A 12,591-nucleotide genomic window follows, 5' to 3' on the forward strand; every position below is an offset into this window, starting at 1 on the left:
TTTGGCGTTCCCATCAGCGCCGCTGATGCAACGGCACGACCTTGTTGTCCATGCCGAGCAGCGCCTCGATGGAAAGCGGCTCCTCGTTGAAGATCGTGCCGGCCAGCGCCGGCCGAGCGAGGTGGAATCCCTGCAGCAGGTCGACGCCGCCGTCGAGCGCCACCCGCAGATGCACCGATTGCTCGATCCCTTCGACCAGCACCTTGGCGCCGCGATCGTGCAGCATCGAGACAAGCGGCCGGAAGAAGCGTTCGGCTGCGGCATGGCGGCAGAATTGCGCAAACCATGTACCGTCGATCTTGACGATATCGGGCGCAAGCAGCGCAATCCGCTCCTCCGTCGAGTGCCCGGTGCCGAAATCGTCAATGGCAATGCGGATGCCGTGGCGGCGCATTTCATGGACCAGGCTGACAAGCACCTTGTCATCGGCCGCCTGCTCGGTGATCTCACAGACCAGCATGCCCGGATGGAGGTCGAAGTCGCCGAGATGCCTGGTCATCAACCGGATTTCGGCCAGCGCGCGTCCGGGATGGTCGTTGACCAGCGGATTGTAGTTGAAGAACAGGTCGAGCCCTTCGACGCCCATGTTGCGGAAGTTCCTGAGATGCAGCATCCGGCACATCGTCTCGACGAACAGGCGATCCGACGCCGCAATGCCATCGAAGAACACCGGCGGGGCAACCGGCCTGCCGGCGCGATGCGGCTCGATCAGCCCTTCGACGGCGACCGCCGCCAGCGTTCCGCTGCGCGGCGTGAAGATCGGCTGATAGGCGCTTCTCAGCCGGAAGGCGCCGTAGACGCCATATTCGATGCCGACCTCGTCGGCAAAGATCGCATCAGTGGCATCGCGCCGCCTGTCCGGCCGCCGGCTCATGGCGCCACCTTGCGCCCAAACACCCGCGCTGGCCGACCCGAGGGCGTCAAGGCCGGGCTGGCGGGTGCCTTGGCCGCGCTGTCTGTCGCCTGCGCCTGTACGTCCTTGCCGAAACCACGAAAACTGGTCGGTGCAAGCTCCGGCCGCGCCAACACGAAGCCCTGCACCATCGAAGCGCCGGACTTCTCCGCCAACTCGAGCTGCCAGCCTTCCTCGATGCCTTCGAATACCGTGCGGATGCCTTGCTGTTCGAAGCTCGTCACCATGGCGGTCAACAGCGCAAAGCCGGCGCCGGACTCCATCAACTGCGTGATCCAGTGCGCGTCGAACTTGACGATATCGGGCCTGAGTTCCTTGATGCGGTTGATGTCGGAATCGTCGGCGCCGTAGTCGTCGACCGCGATGCGGAAGCCGTTGGCCCTCAGCGCCTCGACGAAGCTGTAGAGGGTTTCCTGAGATGCCGACTTCTGCTCGGTGACCTCGCAGACGATGCGGCGCGGATCGATGCCGGCCTCGTGCAGCACCAGCCTCATATCGCGCAGCGCCATGTCGGCAATGGCACGGTCGCTGAACACCGACGGGTCGAAATTGATGAAGATCGATGCCTCTTCCGGCAGGCAGGCACCGGCATTGAGGAGGTGCAGTGTCCTGGTCAGCGCCTCGATGTGCAGGCGGTCGGCTGCCGGACAAGTGCTGAAAAAGCCCATCGGCGCCTGCGGCTCGCCGTCACGAAACGGCCGGATAAGTCCCTCGAATGCGACGACCGACAACTTGCCTTCCTTGAAGGCGAAGATCGGCTGGAAGGCGCTCTGCAGCGTATAGATGCCCCAGACACCGCTGGAGGTGCCGTCATCATGACGGATGATGTGGGCAAGCCCGATACTACGCGACACGGTTCCTCGCTCCGCAAGACTGGCGGAATTTGGGTTGCGATCCTGCCGCCCAAGGTTCTACCGGCCGTTGATGAATTTATTGTTGCCGCGGATTTGAGGTCTGGTTCATCCGACAATGCTTGCGCTTGCCGGCATGATGCGACAAGAGAAGCGCCGCGGCCGCTCCTGGCCGCGCCGATCGTCCCTGGAGATATCTGGTCATGGCCTTTCTTGCCGACGCCCTTTCCCGCGTAAAGCCTTCCGCGACCATCGCGGTGACGCAGAAAGCGCGCGAGCTGAAAAATGCCGGCCGCGACGTGATCGGGCTGGGCGCCGGCGAGCCGGATTTCGATACGCCCGACAACATCAAGAACGCGGCGGTCGAGGCGATCCGCCGCGGCGAGACGAAGTATCCGCCGGTTTCCGGCATCGCGCCGCTACGCGAGGCGATCGCCAGGAAGTTCAAGCGCGAGAACAATCTCGACTACCGGCCGGAGCAGACCATCGTCGGCACCGGCGGCAAGCAGATCCTGTTCAATGCCTTCATGGCGACGCTGAACCCCGGCGACGAGGTCATCATCCCCCGCCCCTATTGGGTCAGCTACCCCGAAATGGTGGCGATCTGCGGCGGCACGTCGACCTTTGCCGACACCTCGATCGACAACGGCTTCAAGCTGACGGCGGACGTGCTGGAAAAGGCGATCACGCCGAAGACCAAATGGCTCTTGATGAACTCGCCGTCGAATCCGTCGGGCGCCGCCTACACGGAAGCCGAACTGCGCGCTCTGGCCGACGTGTTGTTGAAGCATCCGCATGTCTGGACGCTGACCGACGACATGTACGAGCACCTGACCTATGGCGACTTCGTCTTCAAGACCATCGCCGAGGTCGAGCCGAAGCTCTACGAGCGCACGCTGACCATGAACGGCGTGTCGAAAGCCTATGCCATGACCGGCTGGCGCATCGGCTACGCGGCGGGCCCGGTAGCACTGATCAAGGCAATGGACATGATCCAGGGCCAGCAGACCTCAGGCGCCTGCACCATCGCGCAATGGGCTTCGGTCGAGGCGTTGAACGGCCCGCAGGATTTCATCGCCAAAAACAAGGCGATCTTCCAGGGCCGGCGCGACCTAGTCGTCTCGATGCTCAACCAGGCGCGCGGCATCACATGCCCGTCGCCGGAAGGCGCCTTCTATGTCTATCCGTCCTGTGCGCAGTTGATCGGCAAGACGACGAAGGCCGGCAAGGTGATCGACACCGACGAGACCTTCTGCTCGGAGCTGCTGGACGCCGAGGGCGTGGCGGTGGTGTTCGGCTCGGCCTTCGGCCTCGGCCCGAACTTCCGCATCTCCTACGCCACCTCGGAGGCCCTGCTTGAAGAGGCCTGCACCCGCATCCAGCGTTTCACTGCCTCACTGACCTGATTGGCCACAGTGTTGTTGCCAAGAAAAACCCGGCCGCGGACGGCCGGGTTTTTTGTTTTAAAACAACAAGATATCAATCGCCAAACTGCTCGTCGGTGACCTGTTCCAGCCAGTCCGCATGGACACCGTCGAGCGCCTCCTGCATGGCGACATGCGTCATCGCGGTTTGCGCGCCGGCACCATGCCAGTGCTTTTCGCCGGGATCGAACGAGATGACGTCGCCGGCTTTGATCTCCTGGATCGGGCCGCCCCAAGTCTGCGCGCGGCCGGCGCCGGATGTGACATAGAGCGTTTGGCCAAGCGGGTGCGTGTGCCAGAAGGTGCGTGCGCCAGGCTCGAAGCTGACCAGGGTTGCCCTGAGCCGGGCCGGCGCTTCCTTCTCGATGATCGGTGTCTGCAGCACGCGGCCGGTGAAATATTTGTCCGGAGCGATAATGGTCGGCACGCTGCCGCAGGCAATAATCTTCATGGTACTGATCCTCAAGCTGACGGCGCGGCAATCGTCGATCCGGTGGCGCCGATCATGGAAGCGGCACTCTCGTCCGATATCGGCTGTTGCGCAACCGCCTCCCCGACACCGTCCAGCAAGCGGCACGCACGGATAATTGCGGCAGCGCTACCCCAGCCGCGGCCAGAACAGGCCGGCTCGCTTGCGATGGGCCGCATAGGCGTCGGCCAGTTCGGTGCGCGAAAACTTCTTCTCTTCGTCCAGAGCCGCGATCACATAGATCACGATTATCCCGGCAACCGGCACAACCGCCAGGATCGACCAGGTGGCGATGCCCCATCCGATCCAGAAGATGATGTAGGATGTGTAGAATGGATGGCGGATATAGCCGAACGGACCGTCGGTCACCAGGCTATGGGGATTGTCCTCGGCAAAGGCAAAGCGCAGCCGCGCCTTGCGCGACGTCGAGATCGCCCACCAGAACAGGGCAGAGCTGACCAACTGGATCGCCAGCCCGGCGATCAACGCTAGCGGCGGCTGCTGCAGGATCCAGAGTATCGCCAGAAAGAACAGTGCCGTCGCCGCCACGACCGCTGAAATCACCTTCGCGCCGGCAGACATGGTCGTCGCCTGGAAATGGGCACGCATCGACCAGAGATACTGGCCGACCGTTGCAATGCTGCTGATCGAGAGAAGAAGATCGAGCCCGCGTTCCATCACCATCCCCATCGTTAGGATTCGGCCACTATAAACGGTCGCCGCTTATAAATCCTTTCTTAACCAGAAACTTAAAGGCGGTGTAGACCCCGCTGTGAGATGTTGCCGGCCACGCAATCCGGAGGTTCAATCCAGCATGGCCGTTGCCGAGCGCACGATCCGCACATCACAGGCCGATTTGCACCTCAGCGAATCGTCGGGCCTTGGCATGCCGATCCTGATGATCCATGGCTCGGGCAGCTCGCGCGCCGTGTTCGCCAGGCAGTTCGACAGCCCGCTCGCCGATGCCCACAGGCTGATCGCCTTCGACCTTCCCGGTCATGGCGGATCCTCTGACGCTCACGACCCGGCAACAGCCTATACGATCGCCGGCCTGGCCCGGTCGGCGGGTGAACTCCTTGACCGTCTGGCCATCAGGCGAGCCATCGTTTTCGGCTGGTCGCTCGGCGGCCATGTCGCCATGGAACTCGCGAGCTTCCATCCGGCAGTCCGCGGACTGATGCTGACCGGCGCCCCGCCTGTGTCCAAGGGGCTGTTCGGCATGCTGCGCGGCTTCCACGCGCATTGGGACATGCTGCTCGCCTCCAAGAAGATCTACTCGGAGCGTGATGCCGAGCGTTTCGAGACATTGTGCTTCGGCGACAGTGCCAGCCCGACCTTTCGACAAGCCATACTGCGCACGGACGGCAGGCTGCGCGCCACGGTGACGCGCAGCATGATGAGCGGCGACGGCGCCGACCAGAGGCAGGTGGTCGAGCAGGCCGCATTCCCGGTTGCGATCGTCAACGGTGAAAATGATCCGTTTGTCCGGCTCAGTTACTTCGAGGCGCTGCACTACGGCGCTCTGTGGGAACATTGCCATGTCGTCCCCGGTGTCGGACACGCCCCCTTCTGGGAGCGGCCGGACCTGTTCAATCCGATGCTGTCGCGCTTTGCCGACGCGGTCGAGGCGCAGAGCGCGGATGGCGCCCTGGTGGGGCAGCGCCGAAGCCAGGCCGGTTGAACGGACCGGCGTCGGCGACGATGCCAACCCGGACATTTCCGGCGGTCGGCGCAACAAGACGAAAAATGGCGGCTCCCTTCGGCAAACTCAATGTCTTCTTAACAGCTGGGCTCTAGCCGTGGCTTGTGTTGCGGGGACGGTGACGTGAGCATACTGGCAACGATCAAGGACCATAGCGGCAGGGTCTACCGCGGCATCCAGTTCCTGCTTGTGCTGAGCATAGCGGCGACCGCGCTTGGTGCGCTCGGCTGGGTCGAAGACTTCTCTTACAACACCGCTCTCTTCGTTTCGATGGTCGCTACCGGCATGGCGCTGCTGGTGTTGATGTACATGCGCAGCAGCGTGGTGCAGCGGCTGCAGTCGGCGGCGGCGGCCGAAGCGGAGAAGCACCGTCTTCTGACCGTGGACGCGATGACCGGCGCCATGAGCCGCCGCTATTTTATCGAGGCGCTGCGCGACAGGCTGAGCTCCTTGCGCAACCGGCGACAGGCGAGCCTGCTTTTGATCGACCTCGACCATTTCAAGCAGCTCAACGACACGTTCGGCCATCAGTTCGGCGATCTCGCCCTGGCGCATCTGGTCAAGGCCGCCGAACGCATTTTTGCCGACGGGGTGGTCGGGCGCCTGGGTGGCGACGAGTTCGGCGTCATCATTCCGCATGGCGATCTGGCAGAGATCTACAAGGATGCGCGCCGCCTGCTCGACGCGATGCGGGCCGGCAAGTCGCATGAGGGCAAGACCATCCCGCTCTCCATTTCGATCGGCGTGGCACTTGCCCCGGCGCATGCGTCGAACACGACGGAGTTGATGCTGCTTGCCGATCTTGCGCTCTATGAAAGCAAGGCCGGCGGCCGCGGCCGCGTCACTGTGTTCGACGAGGAGATGCTGTCCGACAAACGCTACCGCCGCCTGATCGAGCGCGAATTGCGGGCGGCCGTCTACCTCGGCGAACTCGAACTGCACTATCAACCCATTGTCGACCCCGACGGCTCCGCCTACGCCCTGGAGGGACTGATACGCTGGCGCCATCCTGTGCGTGGCCTGATCTCGCCTGCCGAGTTCATTCCAATCGCCGAACGCTCGACCCTGATCGACATGCTGGGCGAATGGGTCTTCAAGCGCGCCTGCGCCGACGTTGCCCATTTTCACGGACGCCGCATCAGCATCAACGTCTCGGGCGAACAGCTGAAACGCGACGAGATCGTCACGATGTGCGACCGCGTGCTGCGTGAGACCGGCCGCTCGGCGGAGCAATTCATCATCGAGATCACCGAGACGGTGGCGACCGCCGCTTCGCCCGAAATCCTGAGGCGCCTCGAGACGCTGCGCGGCCTCGGCTTTCACATCGCGCTCGACGATTTCGGCACCGGCCATTGCGGTTTCAACTATCTCAAGACCTTGCCCATCGACAGCATCAAGATAGACCGATCCTATATCCGCAGTCTCGCCCACGATCAGGTCGCCCAGATCTTCGTTTCTGCATTGGCGCAGATCGCGCGTATCCAGCATGTCACCATCGTTGCCGAAGGCATCGAGACGGAAGAAGAATTCACCCTCGCCAGGGCCGCCGGCTGCAACCGCTTCCAGGGTTACTTCTTCGGCAGGCCGGCACCGCGCGACAAGGCCGGCGCCCTGCTTGCCGCGCGCACCGGATCGCTCGCCCGCACCGCCTGAGACAACCAAAGCCGGCGAACTTCCTATTTTCCTTGCCCTCCCCGCGAACCCGTGGGACGATGCTATCGGGCAGGTGGCGAAACGAAAAGAACCCCCGCCCGCGACGGCCGTACAGGCCGGCCGCCGCTCCCAGGGAAACGCCTGAGTGGAGGTCAGCCATGGGTACTCGCGCCGGAGGACGACGCACGGGACCGAAATGCATTGCCATAGTCGGTCCCTTCGCAAGCGGTAAGACGACACTTCTCGAAGCCATACTCGCCCGCACGGGCGCCATTCCCCGCCAGAATCCCGTTTCGTCGGGAAGCACCGTTTCCGATCATTCGCCCGAGGCGCGCGCCCATGCCATGAGCGTCGAGGCGACCTTCGCCACCACCGAATTCATGGGCGAGCAGCTTACCTTCGTCGACTGTCCCGGCTCCATCGAATTCTCTTTCGAGGCCGAACCTGTGCTCGCCGCCTGCGACGTCGCCGTGGTGGTCGCCGAGGCCGACGAAAAGAAGATTCCCGCCCTGCAACTCATCATGCGCAAGCTCGACGATCTCGGCGTGCCGCGCATCCTGTTCCTGAACAAGGTCGACAAGGCGATCGCGGGCGTGCGCGACACGCTGAAGATGCTGCAGCCGGCAAGCTCGGTGCCGCTGCTGCTGCGCCAGATTCCGCTGCGCAAGGACAGCGTCGTCATCGGCTCGATCGATCTGGCCTTGGAGCGCGCCTACATCTATCGCGAGTATGCCGAAAGTGAGGTCGCCGACATCCCGGGCGACGACAAGGCGCGTGAGCTTGAGGCGCGCTTCTCCATGCTGGAGACACTCGCCGACCATGACGACCAGCTCATGGAGCAGCTGCTCGAGGAGATCGAACCGCCGAAGGACGAAATCTTCGACGACCTCGCCGCCGACCTGCGGGAAGGCATTGTGACGCCGGTGCTCATCGGCACCGCCGAGAAGGGCAATGGCGTGCTGCGCCTGCTGAAGGCGATCCGTCACGATGCGCCCGACGTCGAGGCGACGCGCAAACGCCTGGGCGCCCCCGACGGCAATCAGACGGTGGTCCAGGTGATGAAGACCATCCATACGGCGCATGGCGGCAAGCTGTCGGTCTCGCGCGTGCTCTCCGGCCAGGTCGCCGACGCCGCCGAACTCTTCCTGTCAGGCGGCGAAACGGCAAAGGTGTCCGGCATCTACAAGATGCTCGGCAAGGACCAGTCCAAGCTCGCCATCGCCAAGGCAGGCGACACCGTCGCGCTCGGCAAGCTCGACACCGTCAAGACCGGCGAAACGCTGAGTGCGGCCAAAGGCGGCATCAAGCCGTTGGCCACGCTGGCGCCACCGCAACCGGTCTTCGCTTTCGCGCTGCGGCCGAAGGAACGTAAGGACGAGGTCAAGATGTCGGCGGCCATCCAGCGTCTTGCGGAGGAGGATCCCTCGCTCAGCCTGCGCCACAACCAGGATTCCGCCGAGACCGTGCTGTCGGGGCATGGCGAGATGCATCTGCGTGTCGTGCGCGAGCGCCTCGAAGGCAAGAACCAGATCCCGGTCGAGGGCCACACACCGGCCGTGCCCTACCGCGAGACGATCCGCAAATCGGCGCAGCAGCGTGGTCGCCACAAGAAGCAGTCGGGCGGCCACGGCCAGTTCGGCGATGTGGTGATCGAGATCAAGCCGCTGCCGCGCGGCTCGGGTTTCCAGTTCACCGACACCATCACCGGCGGCGTCGTGCCGAAGACCTACATCCAGTCGGTCGAGACGGGCATCCGCGATTATCTGAAGTCCGGCCCGCTCGGCTTCCCGGTGGTCGACGTCGCCGTCAACCTGTCCGACGGCTCCTACCATGCCGTGGATTCCTCGGACATGGCCTTCCAGATGGCCGCCAAGCTGGCGATGAAGGAAGGCATGGCCGCCTGCTCGCCGGTATTGCTCGAGCCGGTGATGAAGGTCGAGATCGTCACGCCGTCCGAAGCGACCTCGAAGATCATCGCTCTCATCCCGCAGCGGCGTGGCCAGATCCTCGGCTATGACGCTCGGCCCGACTGGCCGGGATGGGACGTCGTCGAGGCGACCATGCCGCAGGCGGAGATCGGCGATCTGATCATCGAACTACGCTCGGCAACGGCGGGCGTGGCCAGCTATCGCGCCGTGTTCGACCATATGGCCGAACTCACCGGACGTCTGGCCGACGAGGCGATGAACACCAGCGGCAAGGCTGCGTGAGAAAGCAAAAGACGGCGCCCGGGTTTTCCGGACGCCGTCTATTGCGGACCGTCTCCTGGGAGGCAAACGGCAGGTCCGCCGCATCGCTCCGCCGTTGGCTGACGGATAAAAATGGTTCGGACGCGGTAGCCGCCTGAGCCCGGTCCGTCCGAGTGATGCCCCCATCTCCCGGACGAGCCAACCGCGTCCTATGATCTGCTTAATCGATGCAGTGCGTCTGCGCCATGTTACCCGAGGTTACATGTCACTGTTACGTGGCAATGCCGATCGACTTTTTTCGAGGTCAGTGGACTTCGGGCAACAAAAAAGCCGGATCAATAAAGATCCGGCTGAGTTTGATTGGAAGTGCCTGTTAAGGCTAACCTCCAGAGGGGAACACTCGAGGGCGCTAATGGGAGGAGAACGCGCCCAGGAGATGATCTATATATGTGCTCATCATGCCCAAGAAACAAGCATCTATTTTGCAACACACGCATGCAAAAAGACGCAGGCTGTGGTCCAACCCATTCCCAGGCACGATAGGACCAGGAAAATCGCCGGAAATGGCGAAGGTTTCGCGGCCAAACCCGTTGCGGAACGCCGAACCAGACCGATTTTGCCACCCAAAGACAGAAACCGCCCGATGATGCGGAATCGGGCAGTGTCCGTTCAATTCTACGGCAGGATTTCGTAATGCGCACAATTCAGGCAATCGCCGGCAGCGCATTGTTCTTCATTGCGGCACCCGGCGTCGTCGCGGGCGTGATGCCATGTGTGTTGACCGATCGCTATCGTTTGCCGCTGTCGACGCTGCCGGGCTTGGTCCCGGCCGGCTGGATCCTGATCCTCGCGGCGGCGGCCCTGCTGCTCCATTCCTTTGCCCGCTTCGCGCTCGAGGGGCTGGGCACGCCAGCACCGGTGGCGCCGACCGAAAGACTGGTCGTCGGCGGCATCTACCGCCATGTCCGTAACCCGATGTATGTGGCCGTGCTCTCGACCATCCTCGGCCAGGCGCTGCTGTTTTCGAGCTGGGCCGTCTTCGGCTACGGCATCGTCGCCGCCGCGGCCATGGTCTCGTTCGTCAGGCTCTACGAGGAGCCGACGCTCGCCCGCCGCTATGGCGCGGAATACGAAGCCTATCGCCGCGCTGTCCCCCGCTGGCTGCCTCGCCTGACGCCATGGCGAGGGTGAGCCGCGTTGTCTCAGGGTATGTCGAGATTCAGGTCAGGCCGGCGTCACCTGAATGCAGGCCTACCCTCAGAAGGACCAGCTTCGGGCCTTGGCGATGATGAAATCGCGGAACACATGAAGTTTCGCCTGGTTCTTCATCGCATCCGGATAGGCGAAGTATGTGTCGAAGGACGGCACTTCGGTCTCCGGCAGCAACTGCACTAGCCCTGAGTCCTTGTTGATCACGTAGTCGGGCAGCATGGCGATGCCGGCGCCGCCCTGCACGGCGCGCTTGATCGACAATATGTCGTTGATCTGCAGCGTCGGCACCCTTTGCCCGCCTTCGAAATCGCCGACGGTCTCCAGCCAGTTCAGTTCCGACAGATGCGACGGCACCGGCACGCCGAAGGTGACGATGCGATGCGTCCTCAGTTCGGCAACCGAGGCCGGTTGACCGTGCTTGGCGACATAGGCGGGCGAGGCATAGAGATGGAAATGCACGGTGAACAGGCGGCGCTGGATGAGATCCGGCTGCTGCGGCTGGCGCAGCCGGATGGCGCAATCGGCCTGACGCATGGTGAGGTCGAGTTCCTCATTGGCGAGGATCAGCTGCAGGCTGATCTCGGGATAGAGCTCGATGAACTCCTGCACGCGTTCGGTCAGCCAGCCGGCACCCAGCCCCACCGTGGTCGTGACCCGAAGCACGCCGGACGGCCGGTCCTTGGCTTCGGTCAGCCGCGACTTGATCGTCTCCAGCTTCATCAGCACGTCATGCGCGGTGCGGAACAGCATCTCGCCCTGTTCGGTCAGCACCAGGCCACGGGCGTGACGGTTGAACAGCGGCACGCCGACGTCGTGCTCCAGCGCGCTGACCTGCCGCGAGATCGCCGATTGCGACAGGTGCAGTGTCTCGGCGGCATGGGTGAACGACCCCGCCTCCGCCGCAGCGTGAAATACGCGTAGCTTGTCCCAGTCCAGCGCCATGATTCCCCTCGTTCTGTTTTGGCGTCTGAATGAAAAATCAGGCTTTTAAACGACTTTTCTCAAGTCGCTACGTTACTCCGCCGCCTCGCGGTGAACCTCGATGCCGGCGAGATATTTTTCCGCCTCGAGCGCGGCCATGCAGCCGAGCCCGGCAGCCGTCACCGCCTGGCGGTAGATGTCGTCGGTGACGTCGCCCGCCGCGAACACGCCGGGCACGTCGGTGCGGGTCGAGTCCGGTGCCGTCCACAGATAGCCATTGGGCTTCTGCTTCAGCTTGCCGACGAACAGCTCGACCGCCGGCGCATGGCCGATCGCCACGAACACACCATCGACCTTCAGCTGCGTCACCTCGCCGGTTGCGATGTTGCGCAGCTTCAGCCCTTCTACCGAAGGCGGCAGCGGCGCCTTGCCGGGCTGGCCGGTGATCTCGTCGACGATCGTGTCCCAGATGACGCGCACGTTTTCCTTCTTGAACAGCCGCTCGCGCAGGATGCGCTCGGCGCGGAAATCGCCGCGCCGGTGAATGACCGTCACGCTCTTCGCCAGGTTGGAGAGATAGAGAGCCTCCTCGACCGCCGAATTGCCGCCGCCGATCACCGCGACGTCCTTGCCGCGATAGAAGAAGCCGTCGCATGTGGCGCAGGCCGACACGCCGAAGCCCATGAAGGTCTGTTCGGTCGGGATACCCAGCCATTTGGCCTGCGCGCCGGTGGCGATGATCAGCGCATCGGCGGTGTAGGTGGTGCCGGAATCGCCCTTGGCGCGAAACGGCCGCACATTGAGGTCGACCTCGGTGATGATGTCGTTGATGATGTCGGTGCCGACATGCTCGGCCTGCTTCAGCATCTGTTCCATCAGCCACGGGCCCTGGATCGGATCGCCAAAGCCCGGATAGTTTTCGACATCGGTGGTGATCATCAGCTGACCGCCCTGCTGCAGGCCGGCGACCAGCATGGGTTTCAGCATGGCGCGGGCGGCATAGATCGCCGCCGTATAGCCGGCGGGTCCGGAACCGATGATGAGAACAGGCGCGTGTTTGGTGGTCATGAAAAGCCTCTGTGGAGGGCAGCCAGGGATTGCGGCATGGAAATCACGCCTGATGTCGCGCGTAATGTAAGTGCTGCCCGCGACGCCAGCAAGGCAAGTTGGCCTTCGTCCCCGGAAAGCTTCGGCGCCGGCATATCCGGCAATATCCGTGTCCGGATCAAAAATCGTCGGCAGAGGGATGGAATGCAT

The 12,591-nt window shown here is 63.3% G+C and carries 11 protein-coding genes; 5 read left to right on the plus strand and 6 right to left on the minus strand.

Annotated elements, in window-relative coordinates; all coding sequences use genetic code 11:
* Positions 1 to 13: 13 nt before the first annotated feature.
* Complete coding sequence (locus A6B35_RS26065) at positions 14 to 874, minus strand: EAL domain-containing protein (RefSeq protein ID WP_006202466.1); 861 nt, start codon at positions 872 to 874, stop codon at positions 14 to 16.
* Positions 871 to 1,767, minus strand: coding sequence for an EAL domain-containing protein (locus A6B35_RS26070; protein WP_006202467.1), 897 nt, complete (start codon positions 1,765 to 1,767; stop codon positions 871 to 873). Before A6B35_RS26070 ends, A6B35_RS26065 begins: the two co-directional genes overlap by 4 nt.
* A gap of 200 nt (positions 1,768 to 1,967) precedes the next feature.
* On the opposite strand from A6B35_RS26070, the gene A6B35_RS26075 reads away from it, so the two are divergent.
* Complete coding sequence (locus tag A6B35_RS26075; RefSeq protein WP_006202468.1) at positions 1,968 to 3,170, plus strand: pyridoxal phosphate-dependent aminotransferase; 1,203 nt, start codon at positions 1,968 to 1,970, stop codon at positions 3,168 to 3,170.
* Positions 3,171 to 3,243: 73 nt separating this feature from the next.
* On the opposite strand, the gene A6B35_RS26080 is transcribed toward A6B35_RS26075, so the two are convergent.
* Both A6B35_RS26080 and A6B35_RS26085 read right to left on the minus strand, forming a co-directional pair.
* Positions 3,244 to 3,639, minus strand: coding sequence for a (R)-mandelonitrile lyase (locus A6B35_RS26080; RefSeq protein ID WP_006202469.1), 396 nt, complete (start codon positions 3,637 to 3,639; stop codon positions 3,244 to 3,246).
* Between the two features lie 147 nt (positions 3,640 to 3,786).
* On the minus strand, positions 3,787 to 4,335 hold the full coding sequence (locus tag A6B35_RS26085; protein WP_040582866.1) for a methyltransferase family protein: 549 nt from the start codon (positions 4,333 to 4,335) through the stop codon (positions 3,787 to 3,789).
* A gap of 136 nt (positions 4,336 to 4,471) precedes the next feature.
* Between A6B35_RS26085 and A6B35_RS26090 the strand changes: the two genes are divergently transcribed.
* The 4 genes from A6B35_RS26090 (at position 4,472) to A6B35_RS26105 (ending at position 10,392) form a co-directional block, all read left to right on the plus strand.
* Positions 4,472 to 5,338: an alpha/beta fold hydrolase gene (locus A6B35_RS26090; protein WP_006202471.1), complete on the plus strand. Its 867-nt coding sequence runs from the start codon at positions 4,472 to 4,474 to the stop codon at positions 5,336 to 5,338.
* A 144-nt stretch (positions 5,339 to 5,482) separates the two neighbouring features.
* Positions 5,483 to 7,012 (plus strand): putative bifunctional diguanylate cyclase/phosphodiesterase, encoded by a 1,530-nt coding sequence (locus tag A6B35_RS26095; RefSeq protein ID WP_006202472.1) that lies wholly within the window; start codon positions 5,483 to 5,485, stop codon positions 7,010 to 7,012.
* A gap of 158 nt (positions 7,013 to 7,170) precedes the next feature.
* Positions 7,171 to 9,222, plus strand: coding sequence for an elongation factor G (locus tag A6B35_RS26100; RefSeq protein ID WP_040582841.1), 2,052 nt, complete (start codon positions 7,171 to 7,173; stop codon positions 9,220 to 9,222).
* A 672-nt stretch (positions 9,223 to 9,894) separates the two neighbouring features.
* Positions 9,895 to 10,392, plus strand: a complete 498-nt coding sequence (locus A6B35_RS26105) for a methyltransferase family protein (RefSeq protein WP_006202474.1) — start codon at positions 9,895 to 9,897, stop codon at positions 10,390 to 10,392.
* A 66-nt stretch (positions 10,393 to 10,458) separates the two neighbouring features.
* Here the strand turns inward: A6B35_RS26105 and A6B35_RS26110 are convergent, their stop codons facing one another.
* Complete coding sequence (locus tag A6B35_RS26110; RefSeq protein WP_006202475.1) at positions 10,459 to 11,355, minus strand: LysR family transcriptional regulator; 897 nt, start codon at positions 11,353 to 11,355, stop codon at positions 10,459 to 10,461.
* 72 nt (positions 11,356 to 11,427) lie between these two features.
* Entirely contained in the window at positions 11,428 to 12,402 is a 975-nt protein-coding gene (trxB, locus tag A6B35_RS26115) for a thioredoxin-disulfide reductase (protein ID WP_006202476.1), read from the minus strand.
* Positions 12,403 to 12,591 lie beyond the last annotated feature (189 nt).

Origin of the sequence: Mesorhizobium amorphae CCNWGS0123, from assembly GCF_001686985.1 — a bacterium.
Lineage (GTDB): Bacteria > Pseudomonadota > Alphaproteobacteria > Rhizobiales > Rhizobiaceae > Mesorhizobium > Mesorhizobium amorphae.

Coding starts and splice junctions, on each gene's coding strand:
- A6B35_RS26100 (WP_040582841.1), top strand. CDS start 7,171: ATGGGTACTCGCGCCGGAGGACGACGCACGGGACCGAAATGCATTGCC.
- A6B35_RS26065 (WP_006202466.1), bottom strand. CDS start 874: ATGAGCCGGCGGCCGGACAGGCGGCGCGATGCCACTGATGCGATCTTT.
- A6B35_RS26080 (WP_006202469.1), bottom strand. CDS start 3,639: ATGAAGATTATTGCCTGCGGCAGCGTGCCGACCATTATCGCTCCGGAC.
- A6B35_RS26090 (WP_006202471.1), top strand. CDS start 4,472: ATGGCCGTTGCCGAGCGCACGATCCGCACATCACAGGCCGATTTGCAC.
- A6B35_RS26075 (WP_006202468.1), top strand. CDS start 1,968: ATGGCCTTTCTTGCCGACGCCCTTTCCCGCGTAAAGCCTTCCGCGACC.
- trxB (WP_006202476.1), bottom strand. CDS start 12,402: ATGACCACCAAACACGCGCCTGTTCTCATCATCGGTTCCGGACCCGCC.
- A6B35_RS26085 (WP_040582866.1), bottom strand. CDS start 4,335: ATGGAACGCGGGCTCGATCTTCTTCTCTCGATCAGCAGCATTGCAACG.
- A6B35_RS26105 (WP_006202474.1), top strand. CDS start 9,895: ATGCGCACAATTCAGGCAATCGCCGGCAGCGCATTGTTCTTCATTGCG.
- A6B35_RS26110 (WP_006202475.1), bottom strand. CDS start 11,355: ATGGCGCTGGACTGGGACAAGCTACGCGTATTTCACGCTGCGGCGGAG.